Below are 22,847 nucleotides of genomic sequence, written 5' to 3' on the forward strand. Positions count from 1 at the left end.
GAATCGCAGGAAGAATGAATCTCAAGGAAATGTCAACATGTATGTAGTTTTGAAGGTACAGTAAAAACCAGCTATCATCTAGCTGGTTTTTTTGTGTGCAAAAATCTATAGAAAGGAATGTCTGAAACTTCTGACCATTTACATAGAAAATTATAGAAAGTGGGATTAAAAATATATTGTCTTGCAGGAAAATGGGTTTTAAAATTATAAGCAAAATTTATAGAATCTATTAATCCTCTAAAATAATACATCTTAATCCAGCCCATCAGAGTGTGAAATCATGCTGAACTGTCTTAAATGCATTATTTACGAGGATTGCTATAATAGAAACATATATGGGAGGGTTTTTCATGAAGATTTATGTAAATGTAAATGCTGGTCATGATGGTAATGGTACAGAACAGATGCCGTTTCGTCATATTAATGATGCAGCAAAAATTGCACAGCCGGGGGATGAAGTTTGGGTAGCTCCTGGAGTTTATCGGGAATATGTAGATCCTGTTCATGCGGGTAGAGAGGATGCCAGAATTACTTACAGGAGTGTAGAGCCTCTTGGGGCAGTTATTACCGGAGCAGAACGAATTCAGTCATGGGTTCCTTATAAGGAAAACGTATGGGTATGCCGTGTTGCGAACAGTCTTTTTGGCAACTATAATCCATATACAACTATGGTATATGGAGACTGGTATTTTGCTAAAGCTGACAAACATACAGGATGTGTATATCTTAATAACCGAGCACTTTATGAGGCTGGAAGTGTAGAGGAATGTATTAAAGCCGAGGTTTATGAGTGTAGTTGGGTTCCAGAGGAATCTACTTATAAATGGTACACAGAACAGGATCAGGAAAAAGATGAGACAGTAATTTATGCGAATTTTCATGGAGCAGATCCAAATGAGGAAAATGTAGAAATTAATGTACGCCGTGAATGCTTTATGCCATCAAAAACAGGTGTTGGATATATCACAGTCAGTGGTTTCGTAGTTACAAAAGCAGCAACTACCTGGGCACCGCCTGCAGCTTATCAGGATGGCATGATCGGGCCTCACTGGAGTAAAGGATGGATCATTGAGGACTGTGAAATTTCTAACAGCAAATGTGCAGGAATTTCTCTTGGAAAATATTATGATCCGGAAAATGATCATTATTTTACTAATAAATATGTTAAGAGTCCAACTCAAATGGAAAGAGACGCGGTATGCCGTGGACAGTATCATGGCTGGCTTAAGGAAAAAGTAGGAAGTCATATTATCCGCCGAAACAATATCCACCACTGTGAGCAGGGTGGTATTATCGGGCGTATGGGTGGTGTATTCAGTATTATTGAGGATAATCATATTCACCATATCAACAATATGATGGAATTGGGCGGAGCAGAAATTGCCGGAATTAAAATGCATGCTGCAATTGATGTTATTATGAGAAGAAATCATATTCATCATTGTACTATGGGAATCTGGTGTGATTGGGAAGCTCAGGGTACACGACTTTCTCAGAACCTGCTCCATGACAATCAGCGTCCGGCATTTGCTAAACAGTTGAAAGGTGGTATGATGTGCCAGGATATTTTTGTTGAAGTAGGTCATGGTCCTACTCTTATTGATAACAATATCCTTTTATCAGATGCTAGCCTGCGTTTTGCTACTCAGGGTGTTGCTATGGTGCATAATCTGATCTGCGGTGCTTTAACTTGTGTAGGCGAAGGAACCAGTTGGCGTTATACACCATATCATATGCCTCATCGTACAGAGGTTATGGGATTTATGACTATACTTCATGGAGATGATCGTTTCTATAATAATATTTTCGTCCAGAAATGGCCTTCAGAAGATTTTATTACAATGCATGATTCTGATGATGGATTTGATTCTGAAAACAGAAAAGTCGGAACCTGGATGTTTGATGAGTATCCAACGTATGATGAATGGATTTCACAGTTTGATTTTACAAAACCTGCAGACATGAAGAAACTGGAATCAGTTCATTTTGATCATTTACCGGTATGGAGTGAAGGAAATGTTTATCTTAATGGTGCAAAGGCATGGAAACATGAGAAAAATGGGTTCGTTTCTTCTGAGAATGTGAAGGTAGAATTAACAGAGAAAGACGGAAAATATTTTCTGGATACAAATATATATGAGATTCTTGAAGATTTCTCCGGACGTATGATCAATACAGAAGTTTTGGGAAAAGCTTTTGAGCCGGAAGAATTCTTCGAAAATCCGGATGGAACACCGATAACATTTGATACCGATTACTTTGGAGGACACAGAGGTGCCAAGGTAATTCCCGGACCTTTTGCAGAGAAGGAAGACGTTGGGAAGAATGTTAATATGTGTACTGCATTTTAACCGAATCAAATATCTTCCAATAATTCAATAATCCTTAATCCCTCTGTCTTATCTTTCTGGCAGGTATGGAAAATGTATGCTAAAATAGAAATAGCAAATTTGTATGAAAAATAATAAGGAAAGGTAAGAGGGGGAAATGGAGAAAGAGGAAAAGCATGCAGATCAGGAGAATGGCACGGAAGAACAAAGTACGGAAGCGAAAAGCTTACTGAAAAAGAAGCTGCAATATTACAGTGGTGAGATTCAGCGTGATGTGGGGAATCTTGTAAAATGGCTGATGATCGCGGTACTTGTAGGATGTATTACAGGAGCGGCGAGTACACTGTTTTCTTTCGTGTTGAAGAGTGTGACAAATTACAGGAAAGAAAATGAATGGATGTTCTATCTGCTTCCGGTGATGGGATTAATTATTGTATTCCTGTATGAGAAATTTGGTAAGGATGATGGAGGTACGAATCAGGTGCTTTCTACTGTGAGATCACAGGACGATGTGCCGATTTTATCTGCGCCTCTGATTTTCATTTCTACAGCACTTACACATCTGGCAGGTGGCTCTGCAGGACGTGAAGGTGCGGCGATACAGCTTGGTGGAAGTATTGCCAATCAGCTTGGACGTTGGATTCATCTGGATGAAGAAGACCGACATGTAATTGTTATGTGCGGTATGAGTGCGGCGTTTTCTGCGCTGTTTGGAACACCGATGGCTGCGGCTGTTTTTGCACTGGAGGTAGTCAGTGTAGGAGTGATGTATTATACAGCTCTGATGCCCTGTATGATTGCTTCCCTGGTTGCATCCGGATTTGCGGCAGGAATGGGAATTACACCGGAGGCTTTTCATGTAGTGGATATTCCGAAGCTGACTATTGAAACGGGTTTGAAAATGGGTGCTATCGCTGTTGGATGTGCAGTAATCAGTATTGTATTCTGTATGGTGCTGAATGGAGTTGCCGGAGCATATGGAAGGTGGTTTAAGAATCCATATGTGCGTGTAGTTGTGGGATCCTGTCTGGTGATTGGAATTACATTACTTCTGAGAACTTCAGATTATATGGGTGCAGGTGCAGAGCTGATTGAGAAGGCAGTGGAAGAAGGACAGGCAAGACCTCTGGATTTCTTCTGGAAACTGGTACTGACTGCATTGACAATGCGTGCAGGATTCCGAGGCGGGGAAATTGTTCCTTCGTTCTGTATAGGAGCTACCTTTGGATGTGTGATGGGAAACTGGCTGGGATTTTCGCCATCTATCTGTGCTGCATGTGGAATGACGGCGGTATTCTGTGGAGTGACAAACTGCCCGATCACATCAATTCTGATCGCATTTGAAATGTTTGGATTTAAGGGAGTTCCTTTTTATCTGATTGCGGTTTCTATCAGCTATGCGGCTTCGGGATATTATGGATTGTATAAGGATCAGACGATTGTTTATTCTAAGTATAAGGCGAAATATGTGAATAAACGTACGAGATTTTAGCTGAACTGAGAAAGTTTCCTGTTTTAATTGCTATAGACTGATTAAAAATAAGTAAGTCATACGTTTCAAGTCAAGCGGATATTTGCAATTGAAGCAGGGGACTTACTTGATTCGGTTAAAAAATGCAATATGCATAGGGCAGGGCTTTGCCAGTATTAGAAACAGTATAAATTGTTTCTGAGAAGTGACAGGGAATTATTTGATATAAATTTACAGATAAAATACAAAAAGCTGGCACAGATGAATGTGTCAGCTTTTGTATTTAGAAGGATATATGTATTAATAAGCATGCTGTATTTTGTATATTTTTCGTATATTAGCATTCTGGAAAAATCAGGCTGTGATTTTACGTGCATCGCGTTCTGCGGCTACTTCTTCAGGGGTTTTTTCGCGGAGCCTTGCAGCACCATGGTAATCTTTTGTTGGAATCAGCGGGTCATTTGCAAGATGTTCTTTGGCCGCTTTGATGGCTTCTGTGTACTGTGGAAGCCATTGTTCCTGAGCGACCAGCATTTCATCAATCATCTGCCAGATTTCAGGTGGGTTGCATACAGCACCTGTCAGTGGATCCATCATAGCTGCCTGTTTCAGAAGCTGTACATCGCCATGAACTGCAGCTTCAACTGCCAGCTTTTGTACCCAGATTGATTGTGAGCATACTGCTGCGCAGCCAAGTGGAAGGTCACCTACTTTAGGAATGCTGATTCCGTTTCCATCTACATAACAGGGAACTTCAACTACCGATTCCCATGGAAGATTTGTGATGCATCCTTCATTCATAATATTAAAGTGTCCTCTGTAATGACGTCCTGTTTCCAGAGATTCAATAATATAAGAAGCGTGTTCTTTGCTTCGTTCAGAACCATCTAATTTTTTTGCTGGTTCTGCCAGAATCTTCGGGAAATCTGTTTCAAACCAGTTACGTTCTTCTCGTGTAACACGGAGGTATCCACCAGTTTCGCCGTTTATCCAGTTATCAAGATTAATCCAGTTTTTGATTTCATCAGGGCGTTTGCGGTACCAGGCTACATATTCGGAGAGATGTCCATTGGATTCGGTAGAATAGTATCCGAAACGTTTTAACATATCAATGCGGACTTTTTCTTCTTGACTGAATTTAGGATGCGCTTCGAATCCTGCCAGAAGTTTAGGAATCATATCTTCTCCATTATGTTTTACAGAAATGTACCAGGTCTGGTGATTGATTCCGGCACAGATGACATCCAGCTCTTCTCTTGGAATACCAAGAACTTCTGAAATCTGCTGTTCTCCGTGAATTTCGCCATGACAAAGTCCGATAGTGCGGACTTTTCCATATTTGTTACAGGCCCATGTAGCCATTGCGTTTGGATTGGAATAGTTCAGCATGATTGCTCCAGGTTCGGAAACTTCACGAATGTCTTTACAAAAGTTCAGCATTTCTGCGATAACACGCTGTCCATACATAATTCCACCAGTACATAAGGTATCCCCTACACATTGGTCTATTCCATATTTCAATGGAATCTCTACATCTGTTTCAAATCCTTCAAGCCCACCGATACGCACACAGTTAACAATATAACGTGCATCTTTGAAGGCGTCACGACGATTGGTTGTTGCTTCAATTCTGATTGGAATATTGTTTGCGTCCAGATCTCTCTGACATAATTCTCTTGTCTTTTCAAGATTGTCCGGATTAATGTCAGTGAAGGCAATTTCGATATTGTGAAATTCAGGTACAGATATAATATCTGTAAATAATGTTCTGGCAAATACAAGACTTCCTGCACCAATAAATGCAATTTTAAAACTCATATAAAAATCCCTCCTGTGTTTTTTTACAGTATATAGTCTATTAAGAAGTTTGGTGACAGTTATTATCGGCTGTATAATGAAATGCAAGATATTATCGCATTTAATTTTTGAGTGTGATGTAAAAAAGCAAAAAATGTGTTAGGATTGTTATAGATGCGAGATTGTTCAGGAAATCAATTTATTGGTACACAAGGAGAGTTGGTCATGTATCGAATATTTCAAAAAGAGAAACAGTATTTTAAAGTAACTGCATTTTATGCGTTATCGTTGGTAAAATATCATATGAAATGTCATGCTCATGATAGTTTTGAAATTATGTATGTAACGTCGGGAGAATGCAGGATTTTTTGTCAGAATGAATGGTTACGAATGAAATCCAGTGAGTTTATTTATATTTTGCCCGGAATACAGCATCAACTGGAAATTACAGAGGGGAGGCCGTGTTCTGTATTGAATTTGGAGTTTGCGCTGACCTCAGAAGAAACGGCAGTGGAGGCAGAAATCTTGCTTGAGAAGATTCGGGATTTTCAGAAATGTTTTCAGATGCCACAGGGATATATCGCTGCAAATGATGGAAGAAGTCTTGGATATGCAATAAAAGATTTGCTCTCCTATCTTCAGAAAAGCCAGAATAAGGTGGATGATCAAGAGTTTCTTTTTGGACTTCTGCTTAGTAGAACGATGGTAGAATTAACATATTGTATAAGCTTAAAGAAGAACACACAAGGAGTTATTTATTTGAAAAAAGCTTGTGATTATATAGATAAACATTTTCTGGAAGAAATCAGCATACCAGAAATTGCGGCATACGTGGATATTAACAAATCATATCTTCAGGCATTGTTTACAGACAAGATAGGATGTACGATCAATCATTATATAAACCAGAAAAGATTGGAGCAGGCAGTATTTCTGCTTTGCAATAGTAGTTTTGGAATTACGGATATTGCATTTGCTTCCGGATATAACAGCAGACAGCATTTTTCTTATACTTTTGAAAAATTTTATGGACTTACACCGTCTGCATATAGGGGACTTCATGCACGAAATATGACAACTGACACCAGAAACATCAGATATAGTCTTGAAAATGATAGAAACTTAAAGGGAGAGATTATGTAAATGAGAATAAAAAAAGGTATGTTTTTTATTGTGATTCTTATAGGAAGCTTAATCGGGAGTGCAAATATGAAAGAGGTAAAGGCAGAAGACAGTGACAGTATAGAGGATATAGTTGAACTTTCACTTTTGTATTCTGGTTCAGATGTAACATGGGTGGCAGCGATGGAAACTTTATGCGATGAGTTTATGGCACAGAACCCTGATATTATTATTAACACAGAAAATTCAGGAGAAGCAAACTGTGAAAACGAACTTAAGGTAAAGGAGGCACTGGACGAATTTCCTGATATTTTTGAGCTGGAAAATGTTGATGCGTTTGCTGATGCGGGAAAGCTGGGGGCAATTGATGCGGAGGTAAGCAATATGGTGACCAATGTGATTGTGATTAATAAAAAGAGTTATGGTCTGCCGATATACGCGACCACAAATGGTGTAATTTATAACAAAAATATATTTAAAAAATATGATCTGGAAATACCGGATTCTTATGAAGAATTTATTCAGATTTGTGATACGTTGAAGGCAGAAGGAATTTGTCCATTGGCAATTGGCGGTAATCAGGAAGAAAATATGACATACTGGCTTAATTATTTCTTCCAGAAAGATATTATGGAAGAGAATCCGGACTGGTTGGAAATGAGAAAAGAGAGAAGCGTGAAATTTACAAGTGCAGAATCCATACATATGTTAGAAGACTTAAAGGAACTTTTTTCAAAAGGATATATTCTGGAAGATTCGGAAAATATGACAGAGAACCAGATTGTAACCAGAATGACGGAAAATCAGTTTGCAATGATATATGCGGGACCCTGGCTTTTTACCAAGATAATAGATGCATATCCAATGTCTACAGAATCGGATAAAACTTCTCTGGGAGAGGAAATTCCAGAAGATCAGGATCCGGTAACTTATCGTCTGGGATGGTTTTTTCTGGGAAATGACAATGGACATCTTACGGCTTTGACGAGAAATAATGCTTACTGGGCATTGTCAGAGACATGTACAGAAGATACCAGAAAAAAAGAGGCTGCACAGAGGTTTCTGAAATTTTTTTACACAAAAGAAAATTACAGAAGTATGATACAGGGAATGTATGGGCTTCCGGTAACGAAGGAGGCGATTATTTATCCGGCACCTTCTGCTCAGCAGAAACTTCTGAAAGATTACAGATATGCAGATAAGAATACAGTGTATCTGGGAATGCAGGGAACAGCATCGTCTTTTCTGACTGATGTCAACAAGATATTAAAAGAACTGTATACAGGAGAATATACGGTAGAAAAGACTGCTGAAGAAATAGATCAGGCATGGGACAGAGAGGCACAGGAGGAGTAATTTTTATGAAAAAACCACAGATCAGATTCAGGAGTTTCTACGCAAAACTGGTAATTATGTTTCTGTTTATGGGTTTGATTCCTTTTTTGCTCATGGGAATGCTGATCTATAATGTATATTCAAATACGATGTATGAAAATATTCTTGGAAATTTTTCTATGACAGATCAGATTATGGCAAAGAATATTTCGGATCTTATAACCGAAATTGCGGATGATACGGAATATATTTATAAGAGTAGTGTTTCTGATTATGATTATTTTTATGAGTTGTTTGAAGATACGGGAATGTCTGAAACAGGGAGGAATGCAATGATTACAAAAATTCTTCGGACAATCCTGTATATGAATGAGGCAATTGATCATGTATTTTTTGTTACTCCGGATGGAAAAATGTATTCTTCTATGAAAGCGCCGGAATTGCTGATCGATGAACAGGAAATGCAGGAATGGTATAAGAGTCATTATCTGATAGGTTCCAGAAATGTACAGATCATGTCCACTCATGAAACAAAATATTATAGAAATTCACAGAAAAATGATTTTACAATTTACAGAAATATTATGAATACAGCTACAATCCGAAAAGCAGGATCAGAAGTTCTGGGGACGTTGTTTATTGATATTTCGGCGGATTATTTAAAAAAGATGCTGACACAGGAAAGTTATGGAACAAACCATGAAATATATGTAGTAGATTCTGCTTCCGGAAAATATATTTATCATTCACAGAAACAGTATGAAGGAATAAATGCTCAAAATGATGGAATTCTCCTGGATGCTATGAAAAATAAGGAAAGTGGATATCTGGAGCAGAAAAATGAATGTCTTGTATATCAGAAGGTTGATGGTACAAATTGGCTTGTTATTGACAGGGTAATACCAGGAACGATTGAAGGTGCCTACAAGATGATAAGAAATACAACAATGCTGTTGATCGTGATTGGAGTAAGTTTATTGGCGCTTGTGTATATGTATTATTCAAAGAAACTAAATAAACCTGTACAGATGCTGAAAGAGACCATGAGCTGTATTGAAAAGGGTGATTTGGATGCAAGAGTACATATTGATTCAAATGATGAGTTTCAGGATATTGGAAATGGAATGAATCAGATGGCTGAAAATCTGAACAAATATGTTCAGAAGGCATACGTTGCGGAAATCAGACAGAGAGATGCAGAACTGGAAGCACTGAAAAGACAGATCCAGCCACACTATTTGTATAATACATTGGATGTCATAAGAATGTCTGCAATCACAAACGATGACATGCTGGTGGCTACTATGATCGACAGTTTGTCCGGGCAGTTAAAATATCTGATCGGGACAACCGGCAATATGGTTATTTTGCAGCAGGAGATCGCATGTATTTCCAATTACTTTAAACTGATTGAAGTGCGGTACGATTCCCGATTCTCTCTGAGTGTGGAAATACCAAAGGAATTATGGAAATGCAGAGTACCGCATCTGATTATTCAGCCGGTTGTTGAGAATGCTGTCAAGCATGGGTTGCGTCCGAATAAAGGACCTGGAGAGGTTGTAGTACAGGCGAAACAAAATATGGATTTTCTTGAGATTACAGTTATGGATAATGGTGTGGGAATAAATAAAGAAAGGCTGGAAGAAGTTCAGGCACTATTAAAGAGTGATGCCAGAGTAGCAGAAGAGGATATTAAAGGAATGAGCATAGGAGTCAAAAATGTTTCTGACCGTATTAAACATTTGTACGGAAATGAGTACGGACTGGAAATTGATGCATATGAAGGAATGGGCACCATTGTAAAATACTGGCTGCCATTAATCTGGGAGGATGTTTAAGATGTACCGAATTATCATTGCGGATGATGAACCACTGATTATACGTGGTCTGAAAAAGATGATGGAATGGGGAAAGATGGACACGGAGGTTGTCGGGGAGGCTGAAGATGGAGAACAACTTTTGAATCTGCTGGATACTCTGGAACCAGACATTATTATATCGGATATCAGTATGCCGGAAAAGACAGGACTGGATGTTTTAAAAGAAATAAATAAACGTAAGCTGAAAACAAAGGTTATTTTTCTGAGTGGATTTCAAGAGTTTTCCTATGCAAAAGAGGCTGTAACATATGGGGCAGTGGACTATCTTCTGAAGCCTGTTTCTGTAGAAGAACTGGAAAATGCAATCAACAGGGCAAAGAATCAGATTGTTCAGGAACAGCCAGAGGCAGTCTGGAAGATTGAACAACAAAATGTAGAGAACGTTTTTAAAGAGATTAATAATTTTCCGGTAAAAAGAAAAAAAAGAAAATTGCATGTTTCAAAAGAATTATTGAATGAAGGGAAATATTTTGCAGGTGTCTGCTTTGTGCTGAAAGGTGATCTGGTACAGAGAATTCAGGACAGTAACCGTTTTGAATTAATGAGATTTGCAGTTTTTAAGGAGATTGAAGAATATCTGGAAGAAAACAGGAATGGATTTGTAACCAAAAGAAGTGAAAATAGTAGCACTATCATCCTGGTATTATATTCTACAGACTTGCAGAATGAAACCGAAACAATTATTTCCAGAATCAGAGAAATCGTTTATGGGAAATATGGAGTAGAATTGATAGCAGGAATCGGGGAAATTACAACGCAGGCAGATAAAGTGGAATATCTTTATAAAACTGCTAAATTCTCTGCTGGTATTTACTATTTTACTCAGAAAGAAACGATTTATTATCAAAACGTAGAAAGAGTATATAATTATTCTTTTGAAGAGTTTGAAAAGAAGTGTAAAGAGCTGACTCAGAAAATATTAGGACATGATGAAAACTGGAAGGATTCTTTTGACGAAAGTCTGAAAATTATAAGGAATCTTCATTATGGAAGCTGTTATGCAGTGGAAAGCAGATGTATTATCTTGGCGATGAATGTATGTCATGATCTGTTGGAATGTAAAGTAATTGATGAGGAAAACAGGAAGAAACTGGAAAGAGAAGTAGAAGCACTGAGAGGACAAAATACATATGAAGACCTGAAGAAAAAATTTAAGAGTATTATGGAACGGTTTGTAAATGAATGTGTATTTTGCAAAGGAAATCAGGAGAATGATTCCATTTTTAAAGTAAAAGAATATATTTCGGAACACTTCAGTGAAGACATTACACTGGAAAAAATGGCACAGATGGTTTATATGAATCCTTATTATTTCAGTGCCTTTTTCAAGAAGGAAACAGGTGAGAATTTTAAGGCATATCTGCTGGAAGTCAGAATGAAAAAAGCATTACAGTATCTGATGGAAACAAACATGAAAACCTATGAGCTTGCCAGTCAGGTTGGCTATAAGGATGTGCGTACTTTTACGGACAAATTCAGAGATTTTTATGGATGCAGTCCTGCAAAATATAAGAAGAACAACAGATAATTTTACGTGGGATTTTTAATTGAAAAGAGTGGTATTATTTGGAAGTCCCTCCTAAATTGTTGTAAATATACAAAAGGTATGCTATATACATCGTATGAAATATACCGAATCACTAAAAATAAACAAGGAGGAAAAGGAATGTTTAAGAAAGTAGTATCCGCAATTATGGTTGCAGCAATGGTGGGAACGATGGTAGCACCGGTAAGTGTATCTGCAAAAGACGGAGGAAAAACAATTGAATTATGGACTTGCTGGACAGAGGGCGCTGACACAGAAAAGGCAAGCCAGGAAATGATTCAGAAATGGGAAGAGGAAACAGGAAATACTGTAAACCAGACAAATTTCACCTATGATATGCTTCATGAAAAAATCCTGACAGCTGCAGCAGGTGGAAATGTACCAGATCTGATCTGGGGACTTCCGGAATATGTTGGTGAATTCTACAACATGGGAATCGTAGCTGACCTTACAGACAAATTCAACGAATGGGAAGACAAAGATGCTCTTTCAGATTCTGTTGTAAATGCAATGACAATTGATAACAAAGTTATTGGTATCCCATATGAAATGACAGTTCGAGCATATCTGGTACATGATGACGATCTGAAAACTGCAGGTATCGAAACTCCTGCAACATGGGAAGATTTACTTGCTCAGTCAGATTACTATGATAATAATGGTAAATATCTGACAGAGGTTGCATGCACAGGAGTTCGTGCTTCTCAGGAACTTCTGGTTTATCTTGCACAGTACGGTCTGGAAATCGCATCTGCACAGGATGATGGAAAATACAAAAACACATGGAATGAAAATAAAGATGAACTTGAAAAAGCAACAAAAGTATTCCAGTTCTATCAGGATTTGATTGACAACAAGATTATCGATTCCAGTGCTAAAAACTGGGGATGGGAAGAAACAGATGAAAACTTCGCAACAGGAATCACATCAACATATGTAACTGGTAACTGGCTTGCAGAGAGAGAATCTTCTAACTCGGATACTATGGGTGATGTATCTGTAGCTCCGATTCCATACCCAGCTGATGGACAGCCTGCTACATACATGGAGTGTAAACCAATGTTTATTATGGAAGGCAGCGAGAACAAGGACGAAGCATTTGATCTTGCAACAGCATTCTGCAGCAAAGAATGGCAGGAAGCAGCATTTGCTGACAGATCCCCACGTTCTGATGTATCTACAGATTCCAAATGGAGTAAAGACTTCTCAGCACTGGCTGACACAGGTGTAACATTCCCTCCTGTAACATTAAGCGGAATCAATCAGGCAATGGTAGATTCTATCGCTAAGGTCCTTCAGGAAGGTAAAACTGCAGAAGAAGCAGCTTCCTGGCTGAGTGACGCAGTAAATGCATCTTTACAGGAAAATGGTGAACTGAGCGAATAAACGTTTTAAAAGAAATGCTGGGATGTGAAAGCATTCCAGCTTTTCTTATCTGAAAATGTTTAGATAGGAGGCTATATATGTCAAAATTACTGAAAAAAACGGACGGAAAACTGACAAGAGATCAGCAGGCAAGAAGATATGCTTTGGTTATGTTACTGCCGGCTCTTATTTTCCTTGCCTGCCTGATTGCATATCCTCTGGGAAAGGTTCTTCATGATGCTTTTTCACACGTACATCTGATCAATAAGAGTATGACAGGTTTTGCCGGTCTGGATAACTTTAAGAAAGTAGTATCAGATGAACACTTTGCACAGGCAATAAGAAACACAATTTTCTGGACAGTATTTTCTGTAGCTGGTGAATATATTATGGGTATGCTTACTGCAGTTTTATTGAATCAGAAATTTAAAGGAAGAGCAATCTTCCGTACTTTAGTATTTATCCCATGGCTGGTTCCAATTATTGTTGCAGGTATGACATGGGACTGGATGTTAAATCCAGACTTTGGTATTATCAATTACCTGCTTCTGAAAGTGGGACTTATTTCTGAAAAGATTAATTTTCTTGGTGATTCCAGATATGCAATGGCAACTGTAATTTTTGTAAATATCTGGAGATCTTTCCCGTATTATACAATTTCATTCCTGTCTGCAATGCAGTCTATTCCAGCAGATTTGAATGAAGCGGCAGCAGTAGATGGTGCTGGAATGTTTACAAGATTTTTCAAAATTACTTTACCACAGTTGAAATCTGTATCGCTTGTAATTGTATTTATTCATATTATCTGGACTGCAATTAACTTCGACTTTATCTGGGTTATGACAGAGGGAGGACCGAACTATGCAACAGAGACACTTCCAATCATGATCTACAGGTATTCAATGAAGACCTTTGATGTTGGCGCTGCGTCTGCATTGTCAACGATGATGTTTACTGCGATGTTTATTATGTTCCTTTTCTATTACAGAAAGAGAATGAAAATCAGTGATGATTTAAGCTAAAAGGAGGAAAAGGAAATATGTTGAATAAAAAAAATCAAACGATTGTAAAAACCGTTTCATATATTCTTCTTATTATAATTGCCATATATTGTGTATTCCCATTTATCTGGATGGTGATTTCAGCATTTAAGCCAAAAGACGAGATTCGTACGGCGATTCCTTCTTTTGTGATTCATGCACCTACGTTGGAGAATTTTAAGAAGGTACTGTTCCAGGCAGGGTTTATAAATTATATTAAGAACAGTTTTATCGTATCTGTAATTGCCTGTGGACTTTCTATGGTAATTGCTGTAATGGCAGGATATGCATTAAGTCGTTACTATAAACAGAAACTTGTAAAGGTTTCCAACTTTGCAATGATGTTGTCTCAGATGATCCCTGGTGTTCTTCTGTTGGTTCCGTTATATATGATCATGCAGAAATTCCATATTCTGGAAACTTACCTTTGTCTGATTCTGGCATATACAACTTTCGTTATACCGCTGTGTACGTTTATGATGAGCAGTTTCTTCGATACTGTACCGATGGCACTGGAAGAGGCGGCTGAGATTGACGGATGTGGAAAAGCACAGACGATTTTCAAGATTATTTTACCATTATCTGTTCCAAGTCTGATTTCTACCGGATTATATGCATTTATTAATGCATGGAACGAGTTTATGTTTGGTTACATCTTTATCTCTACAGATAAATACAGAACACTGACACCGGCGATCATGTTATTCAAAGGTGCAAATACTATTGACTGGGGTGGTCTGATGGCCGGATCTGTTATCGCGGTAATTCCGGTAACTATCATTTTCCTGTTCCTGCAGAAATATTTCCTTGCAGGCTTAATGAGTGGTTCTGTCAAAGGTTGATGCAAATTGAGAATAAGTTTAGAGAAGAAAGTATTGGTGAGACATCATGAAGAGAATTGAAATTAAAGAAAATAATTTAAACATGGTCTATGAGATCACAGATGAGAATGAGATTAAGTTATTACATTTTTCAAACTTACCGTTTGATGAAAATGATATTAATTCCTGTGAAGGAACAGCTTCTTTCAGACCGGTAGAAGTGTTGCTTTCAGGTTTAAACCGTCCGGGTGAACGCCATGGAACAAAGTATACTTATACTGCTCCTGGCTATCGCCTGAAATATAAAGATATGAAAGATTATCGAAACGAGACAGGAAGAAAACTTGAGATCCTTATGGAAGATAAACCTACAGGACTGGAAGTATGCAGTAATATTCAGTTCTATGATGGAATCTCTGTGATCAGAAGCTGGACAGAGTTAAAAAATAATGGAGAAGAAGATCTGGGAGTTGAGTATGTATCTTCTTTTGCATTGCTTGGTATTGACAAAGAAGGTCTTTTAAGTACTGATGAAAAACTGGAAGTTCTGATTGCACGCAATGCATGGCAGAAGGAATTAATCTGGAACCGTTTCAGTATGGATCAGCTAGGTATGTCTATTTCACAGCCGGATAAAGTAAGACGTTCTTCTCAGACAATCAGTGTTGGAAATACCGGAAACTGGTCTACTAAGAATTATCTTCCTATGGGATGCCTGAAGAATAAAGAAACAGATTCTATCCTGTTCTGGCAGATTGAGCAGAATGGTTCCTGGTACTGGGAAATCAGTGATCAGGATGGACATATGTATTTGCAGTTATCCGGCCCCACAGAACATCAGTCTCACTGGTGGAAGAATTTGAAACCGGGTGATACTTTTGCAAGTGTTCCGGTAAGTGTCGGTTCTGCATGTGGAGATGTGGAAGAGGCAGCAGGAGAACTTACAAAATATCGTCGTGCTATCAGAAGAAAGAATGAAGATAATGAAAAACTTCCGGTAATCTTTAACGACTATATGAATTGTCTGTGGGGAGACCCTACGACAGAAAAAGAACTTCCGCTGATTGATAAAGCAAAAGAAGCGGGTTGCGAATATTTCTGTGTTGACTGTGGATGGTATTCAGCAGGATTCTGGTGGGATGGTGTTGGAGAATGGCTGCCATCCAAAGAAAGATTTCCGGGCGGCTTAAAAGAAGTGATGGATTATATCCGTTCGAAAGGAATGGTCCCTGGAGTATGGCTGGAACTTGAAGTTATGGGAATCAAATGCCCGAAAGCAGATAAGGTTCCGGATGACTGGTACTTTATGAGACATGGAAAAAAGGTTTATGACAGAAGCCGATATCAGCTTGATTTCCGTAATCCAGAAGTTATTGCTCATGCAACAGAAGTTATCGATCGTCTTGTAAATGAATATGGCGTTGGATATATTAAGATGGATTACAACATTGAACCGGGAATTGGAACAGAACTGAACGCGGACAGTGCAGGTGATGGACTTCTTGGTCATAACCGTGCATACCTGAAATGGCTGGATGGGATTTTTGTAAAATATCCGGATCTGGTTATTGAGAATTGTTCAAGCGGTGGTCTGAGAATGGATTATGCAATGCTTTCACGTTACAGCATTCAGTCTACCAGTGACCAGGAAGACTATATAAGATATGCTACAATCGCAGCAAATTCTCCAATGGCATTAACGCCCGAGCAGGCTGCTATTTGGTCTTATCCTCTGACTGAAGGCGATAAGGAAGAAGTAATTTTCAATATGGTTAATGCAATACTACTTCGAATCCATCAGAGCGGTCATCTGGTAAATCTGAGTCAGGAAAGATTTGATCTTGTAAAAGAGGCAATCTCATATTATAAAACAATCCGTGTAGATATCAAGAATGCAGTACCGTTCTGGCCATTAGGTCTTTCTAAATATCGCGATCCGTGGGTGAGCATGGGATTGAATGCAGGTAAGAAAGATTATGTGGCTGTATGGAGAAGAAACAGTCAGACTGCTTTTGCAACAATTCCTGTTGAGCACAGAAAAGGTCAGGATTTGAAAGTGGTATGTGGTTATCCGAAAGCAGAACCATGTAATTATAAGTGGAATAAAGAGGCTGGAGAGTTAACCGTAGAATTTCCAAATCCGGTTAGTGCTAGACTGTTTTGTCTGGAGGAGGTATAGAAAATATCAGAGGATTTGTATGAAAAATAAATATAAAATGTTCATAAAGTGATGGCATTAAGAATAGAAGCAGGAGTGATTTATTGACGGATGCAATAAATCCCCTGCTTTTTCGTTGCAGAGAAGGAGAATAAATGTTAAAGTAAATAATACGGCATAAAGAAACGGCATAATAAAAGTTATTCCTACAAGTGTGTTATTATTTATCAGGGATAGAAATTGTGTCAAATATGTAAAGAGAGGAAGGAGTTTATTTGGGAAAAAGTAACCAAAGTACGCAGGAAATAAATTCGCAGGCACAGAATCCGCTGGGTACAGCACCCGTGGGTGGACTGATCGCTAAGTTTGCGATTCCTGCGATCATCAGTATGCTGGTCAGTGCGATGTATAATATCGTGGACCAGATTTTTATTGGACAGGGTGTAGGTATGCTGGGAAATGCGGCAACGAATGTGGCGTTTCCTGTTACAACGGTCGCAACTGCGCTGGCATTGCTTTTGGGAATTGGCGGTGCATCAAATTATAATCTGGAAATGGGGGCAGGACAGGAGAAGAAAGCCAGCGGGATTGCAGGTACTGCGTTGTCGTCACTGGCAATCAGTGGTCTGATACTTGCTGTGATTGTACTGATGTTCCTGAAACCACTTCTGACATTGTTCGGGGCAACTGCAGATGTTATGCCTTATGCTGTTGATTATACAGGTATTACTGCATTTGGACTTCCATTTTATATTTTGTCTGTCGGCGGGAATCATGTGGTCAGAGCAGACAGAAGTCCGACTTATTCTATGGTCTGCATTATGATAGGTGCGATTATTAATACTATTCTGGATCCGCTGTTTATTTTTGGATTTGGATGGGGGATTAAAGGTGCTGCATGGGCAACAGTGATCGGACAGGTTGCTTCCGGAGTTCTGGTAATTGTGTATTTTTGTAAGTTCCGAAAAATGTATCTGTCCGGTGAGATGCTGAAACCGAAACTGTCATATCTGGCGGCAATTATTTCTCTGGGACTTGCTTCCTGTATTAATCAGATTGCAATGGCAATCGTGCAGATCGTATTGAATAATATTCTGCGTTATTACGGAGCAAATTCTGTATATGGAAGTGATATTCCAATTGCCTGTGTTGGGGTTATTTCCAAAGTTAATCAGGTATTTATGGCAATCTGTATCGGAATTTCTCAGGGCAGTCAGCCAATCTGGGGATTTAATTACGGAGCAAAGAAATATGACAGAGTACGACAGGCATACCGTTATTCTGTAACTGCCTGTACAGTAATTGCAACGATATTCTTTTTCTGTTTCCAGATATTTCCACACCAGATCGTGGGTATCTTCGGAACAGGAAGTGATCTGTATTTTCAGTTTGCAGAACGTTATCTGAAAATATTTATGTTTATGACCTTTGTAAACGGTATCCAGCCAGTATCTTCCGGTTTCTTTACCTCTATCGGTATGGCGAAGCTGGGTATTGTAATGTCTCTGACACGACAGGTGATTTTTCTTCTGCCATTGATCATTATCTTTCCGTTGTTTATGGGAATTGATGGAGTGATGTATGCAGGACCAATCGCAGATGCGGCGGCATTTGTGTTGGCAATTGTGTTTGCGAGACGAGAACTGGGAAAGATGCGCAGTGCGGAAATAGTATAAAAAGTTCCCGCAGATGATATGGAAGAAATTTATCCATATTGTCTGACGGGAACTTTTTTATGAAAAAAATTATTGATAAACTACAGATTATAAAAGATTGTAAAACTGATCGAACAGCTCTGTCTGGAAGCTTCCGGGTCCGGAGCTGTTTTTCTCTGCTCTTTCTCCTGCTGTGCCAAATTCTCTGGCTGCTGAGACGGCAGCTGTAAATGGGTCTGTAACTGCCAGATAGGTGGCACAGATCATTCCAAGCATACATCCGGTTCCTGTGATCTGTGACATGGCAGGAGTACCGTTTGTAATAAATTCACACTTATTGGCAGAGACGATCATATCTTCCTTGCCTGTGATAAGAAGTGTGGTATTCCACCGGGAAGCCTTTTCCTGGAAAAGTTCTTTCAAATGGGAACGATTGGCATCTGTAAGTACATCCTGTACGCCTGCGTCAATTCCGATTGCATGTGCGGTCTGTCCGGACATGGCAAGAAGTTCAGACATATTTCCTTTAAGGAGTTCGGGCATGTGGATGTTCATAAGATTCTGCGCGAATTCGTAACGCAGATTGCTGCAGGCAGTTCCTACCAGATCAAGCATAACAGGGATATGGAGACTGGCAGCAGTTTTCAGAGATTCCGGCATGGATTTCATACGCGCATCGGTGATATTTCCAAGATTCAGTGCCAGTGCATGAGAACTTCTGGTGATTTCAGCTACTTCTGCCGGATGTTCTGCCATGATCGGGCGGCCTCCGGCCGCCAGAATAATATTAGCGCAGTCATGAATAGAAATTGGATTAGTGATGCAGTGAATCAGCGGTTGGGTTGCTCGGGTCAGTTGTCTGGGATTTGTCTGATTTACGGTCATATACTTTTGCTCCAAGGCTTTGCTGAAATTTGGCAAGCATTCCTGCGTGACTTAATGCTTTCAGGAAAAAATAGGCGATAGTACCGCCCATGCAGGTTGCTGCCAGAAACATTGGTGTGTAGAAAAATGCGTTCAGTCCGCTTCTGCCCATAAGAAATGCCATCACAGGATAGGAAACCAGAGAGCCGATAATACCGGTTCCGAAGATCTCACCGATCACTGCGCAGATAATCTTTCCATGAGAAGCGCGGTAGAAAACGCCTGATAAAAATGCACCGAATACGGCACCTGTCAGTGCAAGTGGCGGGATACCCATAAACATCATGCGGATGATTCCGATGAGAGTGGCACAAAGTAGTGAATACCACGGTCCCAGAAGTACGGAACAGACGATGTTTATCAGGTGTGCAGTAGGGCACATACCCTCGATTCTCAGAATGGGTGAGATGACAACGCCGATGGCAACCATCATGGCGAGCATGACCATTCTGAGTGTTTTTGATCTGTCTGTGTTCATAATGAACCTCCTTGAAATGAAGATTTGGTCTGCCGAAGCAGACATTATCAGTTGTGCAGGAAACAGATAAAATCCTGCAAAAAAATCTGCCGGAATAACACACTGGCAGATTTTAATATACAAATACAGTCCCTACGCTGGCATTATCCATATCAGGTGCGGTCGAAGATCAATCTTCCTCTCAGCCTGTCACACAGGCTCCCGTTGTTATCATCTATATGCAGATTTTCTTGTGTTAGAGTAACACAAGCATCTGGAAAAGTCAATGGGATGTAAACGCAGGTTTTTGTCGATTCTGCAAGCAGATGTGATGGGTGAGTGTACACTGAACAGATAAAAGATAGATATCATAGTTGATTTATATGGTGAATACGTTTTCACAAAACAGAAAATAAGAGAAGAAGATCTTGTATTTGTGATAAGTAAGGGCTCTTTTTTGGCGTTATAGAGATGGAAACTCATGAATGAATTGAAACTCAGAATCGTATAGTGCAAACGTTTTCAGATATTCATATTTTATTTATATGAAAACTATGTTTATAATACCTCATCAGCAAGAGAACAGAGCATAAATGATAAGTGAAATAAAAAAGTTCTCTTGAGAAGAAAAAGTTACAAGTCAAGTTTGTAAACACATTTCAGAGGAGGAAGAATATTATGAACAGAAAAATCAGATTTGCAGCAGCAGCCCTTGCGGCAGTAGTTACTTTAGGGACAGTAGCAGGAAACACAGTTTATGCGGCAGACAGCGTAAGTATTACGAATGTTTCCTATGATCCGACCAGAGAGCTTTATGAACAGTATAATAAGATATTCCAGGAGCACTGGAAGGAGAAGACAGGACAGGATGTGGATATTACACAGTCTCATGGAGGTTCCGGTAAGCAGGCACTTGAGGTTGCCAATGGACTGGAAGCGGATGTAGTTACTCTGGCACTGGAATATGATGTGGATGCTATTCAGAATGCAGGACTGATCGATGACGGATGGATTGATGAATTTCCGGATGACAGTTCTCCATATACTTCAACAATTGTATTCCTTGTGAGAAAAGGAAATCCAAAGGGGATTAAGGACTGGGATGATCTGGTAAAAGATGGTGTAGGCGTGATTACTCCGAATCCAAAGACTTCCGGTGGTGCAAGATGGAATTATCTGGCAGCATGGGCGTATGCGAAGGATAAATTTAATGGAGATGAAGATCAGATTAAGGACTTCATTAAGAAGCTGTATCAGAATGTATTGGTTCTGGATTCCGGTGCAAGAGGAGCGACTACTTCTTTCGTAGAGAACGGACAGGGTGATGTACTGATCGCATGGGAAAATGAGGCTTATCTTTCTGTAAAGGATTATCCGGATGATTATGAGATCATAACTCCAAGTATCAGTATCCTGGCACAGCCGTCTGTAGCAGTGGTAGATACAGTTGTAGATGAAAAAGGAACCAGAGATGTGGCTACAGAGTATCTGAATTATCTGTATTCTGATGAAGCCCAGAGAATTGCGGGAGATAACTATTACAGACCATCTAATGAAGACATTCTGAAAGAGTATTCTGATGTATTTGATCTGGATATTAACCTTGTGACTATTGATGATTTTGGTGGCTGGAAAGAAGCGCAGGAAACACATTTCTCTGATGGCGGAGTGTTTGATCAGATTTATGAAGGATAAAACATATAATTTATATTGACAAAGTATGAAATAGAGAATATGATGAACAAAACCTATTATTAAATCTGGCATCTAAATTGTTGCTTTATAAAATTTATGGAAAAATAAAGGGAAGAGAAAATGTCAATCAAGGAAATCGCGAAACGGGCGCAGGTATCATCTGCGACCGTTTCCAGAGTGTTAAATAATCCGGATTATAAATGTTCTTCTCCTCAGGTAAGAGAACGTATACGTAAGGCAGCAATAGAGTTAAATTATGTGCCAAATGAAGCCGCCCGAAGATTGAAAACCGGGAGCAGTTCTGCAGAGGAGAAAACCTGCTATATAAATATTTTGATGACAAGGACCGACTCTGCGCATGTGGATCCTTTTTTTGATGAACAGCTGAGAGTGGTAGAAACAGAGATTCATCGAAATAACTGTATTTTGTCTCAGGTGTGGTACCGGGCTATTTTTTCCAGTGACAAGCGGTGCAGAAGGGAAAATATAGCAGATATTATTGAGAAGATGTATGAACAGACAGAAGGGCACTGTGATGGTCTGATCGTGATCGGAAAATGTAATAAAGAAGCACTGGCGCTCTTTCGAAAGAAATATAAGAATGTGGTATGTGTGAATCGAAATGCATCTTCCGGAGTTGTAGATGAAGTTGTATGTGACGGGGAAAAGATTGCATTTATGGCGGTTGAGCATCTGATCGAGCTGGGTCACACAAATATTGGTTATATCGGAGAATGTCATAATGAAGCGAGATACCGGGGCTTTGTGGAGGCACTTTATGACCATCATCTGGAACTGGATCCGGACTTTGTCATTGAGACGAACCAGACGGAAGCGAAAGGATATGAAGCCATGGAGAAACTGCTTGCCATGCCGGATTATCCTACGGGGATTTATTGTGCAAATGATATTACTGCGGTAGGCGTGCTGAAGCTGTTAAGCCGCAGGAAAAATATCTATATGCCCTCTGTGATCGCCAGTGATGATATTGAACAGGCGCAGTTTACAACGCCAATGCTGACAACGGTTCATCTGCCGAAGGAAGATATGGGGAAATTTGCCCTGTGGCTGTTGCTGGATCGGATCAATAACGGACATAAAGCTGTGACTAGGATGGAACTGGAATGTAAACTGATGGTGCGGAGCAGCTGTACGTCTGCCCAGGAGAATGGGTGGAGTGATTATTGTATTTAACCGTTACTGTTCACACACCACTATCCCGCGAGGTGTTTTGGCATGAATATGCCAAAA

16 protein-coding genes and 1 riboswitch are annotated in these 22,847 nt (G+C 39.4%); of the genes, 13 read left to right on the plus strand and 3 right to left on the minus strand.

Annotated elements, in window-relative coordinates:
• Nucleotides 1-350 precede the first annotated feature (350 nt).
• Nucleotides 351-2,351, plus strand: a complete 2,001-nt coding sequence (locus G4417_RS14665; protein ID WP_173684009.1) for a right-handed parallel beta-helix repeat-containing protein — start codon at nucleotides 351-353, stop codon at nucleotides 2,349-2,351.
• A 136-nt stretch (nucleotides 2,352-2,487) separates the two neighbouring features.
• On the plus strand, nucleotides 2,488-3,822 hold the full coding sequence (locus G4417_RS14670; RefSeq protein WP_173684010.1) for a chloride channel protein: 1,335 nt from the start codon (nucleotides 2,488-2,490) through the stop codon (nucleotides 3,820-3,822).
• Between the two features lie 333 nt (nucleotides 3,823-4,155).
• On the opposite strand, the gene G4417_RS14675 is transcribed toward G4417_RS14670, so the two are convergent.
• On the minus strand, nucleotides 4,156-5,619 hold the full coding sequence (locus G4417_RS14675) for an alpha-glucosidase/alpha-galactosidase (RefSeq protein WP_173684011.1): 1,464 nt from the start codon (nucleotides 5,617-5,619) through the stop codon (nucleotides 4,156-4,158).
• A gap of 204 nt (nucleotides 5,620-5,823) precedes the next feature.
• On the opposite strand from G4417_RS14675, the gene G4417_RS14680 reads away from it, so the two are divergent.
• The 9 genes from G4417_RS14680 to G4417_RS14720 all read left to right on the plus strand — a co-directional run bounded on the left by G4417_RS14680 (nucleotide 5,824) and on the right by G4417_RS14720 (nucleotide 18,541).
• A complete protein-coding gene (locus G4417_RS14680) occupies nucleotides 5,824-6,741 on the plus strand; it encodes an AraC family transcriptional regulator (protein WP_055060611.1) in 918 nt (305 codons plus the stop codon).
• The gene (locus G4417_RS14685; RefSeq protein WP_118342319.1) at nucleotides 6,742-8,076 is read left to right on the plus strand and encodes an ABC transporter substrate-binding protein; all 1,335 of its coding nucleotides are present in this window, start codon (nucleotides 6,742-6,744) and stop codon (nucleotides 8,074-8,076) included.
• A 5-nt stretch (nucleotides 8,077-8,081) separates the two neighbouring features.
• The gene (locus G4417_RS14690) at nucleotides 8,082-9,893 is read left to right on the plus strand and encodes a sensor histidine kinase (RefSeq protein WP_055060613.1); all 1,812 of its coding nucleotides are present in this window, start codon (nucleotides 8,082-8,084) and stop codon (nucleotides 9,891-9,893) included.
• 1 nt (nucleotide 9,894) lies between these two features.
• Nucleotides 9,895-11,463, plus strand: coding sequence for a response regulator transcription factor (locus tag G4417_RS14695; RefSeq protein WP_173684012.1), 1,569 nt, complete (start codon nucleotides 9,895-9,897; stop codon nucleotides 11,461-11,463).
• A gap of 138 nt (nucleotides 11,464-11,601) precedes the next feature.
• Nucleotides 11,602-12,867, plus strand: coding sequence for an extracellular solute-binding protein (locus G4417_RS14700; protein WP_118342314.1), 1,266 nt, complete (start codon nucleotides 11,602-11,604; stop codon nucleotides 12,865-12,867).
• A gap of 77 nt (nucleotides 12,868-12,944) precedes the next feature.
• Entirely contained in the window at nucleotides 12,945-13,868 is a 924-nt protein-coding gene (locus tag G4417_RS14705; RefSeq protein ID WP_055060616.1) for a carbohydrate ABC transporter permease, read from the plus strand.
• 17 nt (nucleotides 13,869-13,885) lie between these two features.
• On the plus strand, nucleotides 13,886-14,728 hold the full coding sequence (locus tag G4417_RS14710; protein ID WP_055060617.1) for a carbohydrate ABC transporter permease: 843 nt from the start codon (nucleotides 13,886-13,888) through the stop codon (nucleotides 14,726-14,728).
• A gap of 46 nt (nucleotides 14,729-14,774) precedes the next feature.
• Nucleotides 14,775-16,886 (plus strand): glycoside hydrolase family 36 protein, encoded by a 2,112-nt coding sequence (locus G4417_RS14715; RefSeq protein WP_173684013.1) that lies wholly within the window; start codon nucleotides 14,775-14,777, stop codon nucleotides 16,884-16,886.
• A 254-nt stretch (nucleotides 16,887-17,140) separates the two neighbouring features.
• The gene (locus G4417_RS14720) at nucleotides 17,141-18,541 is read left to right on the plus strand and encodes an MATE family efflux transporter (RefSeq protein ID WP_243872167.1); all 1,401 of its coding nucleotides are present in this window, start codon (nucleotides 17,141-17,143) and stop codon (nucleotides 18,539-18,541) included.
• 87 nt (nucleotides 18,542-18,628) lie between these two features.
• On the opposite strand, the gene thiM is transcribed toward G4417_RS14720, so the two are convergent.
• Both thiM and thiW read right to left on the minus strand, forming a co-directional pair.
• The gene (gene thiM, locus G4417_RS14725; protein ID WP_173684014.1) at nucleotides 18,629-19,405 is read right to left on the minus strand and encodes a hydroxyethylthiazole kinase; all 777 of its coding nucleotides are present in this window, start codon (nucleotides 19,403-19,405) and stop codon (nucleotides 18,629-18,631) included.
• Entirely contained in the window at nucleotides 19,335-19,922 is a 588-nt protein-coding gene (gene thiW / locus G4417_RS14730) for an energy coupling factor transporter S component ThiW (RefSeq protein ID WP_173684015.1), read from the minus strand. Before thiW ends, thiM begins: the two co-directional genes overlap by 71 nt.
• A 111-nt stretch (nucleotides 19,923-20,033) precedes the next feature.
• Nucleotides 20,034-20,137, minus strand: a riboswitch (TPP riboswitch).
• Between the two features lie 442 nt (nucleotides 20,138-20,579).
• Between thiW and G4417_RS14735 the strand changes: the two genes are divergently transcribed.
• Nucleotides 20,580-21,596 (plus strand): sulfate ABC transporter substrate-binding protein, encoded by a 1,017-nt coding sequence (locus G4417_RS14735; protein ID WP_118670287.1) that lies wholly within the window; start codon nucleotides 20,580-20,582, stop codon nucleotides 21,594-21,596.
• Nucleotides 21,597-21,716: 120 nt separating this feature from the next.
• Nucleotides 21,717-22,790 carry a LacI family DNA-binding transcriptional regulator gene (locus G4417_RS14740; RefSeq protein WP_118342302.1) on the plus strand — a complete coding sequence of 358 codons (1,074 nt, stop codon included), beginning with the start codon at nucleotides 21,717-21,719 and terminating at the stop codon, nucleotides 22,788-22,790.
• Nucleotides 22,791-22,847 lie beyond the last annotated feature (57 nt).

The organism is Blautia wexlerae (genome assembly GCF_013300825.1).
GTDB lineage: Bacteria > Bacillota > Clostridia > Lachnospirales > Lachnospiraceae > Blautia_A > Blautia_A wexlerae_B.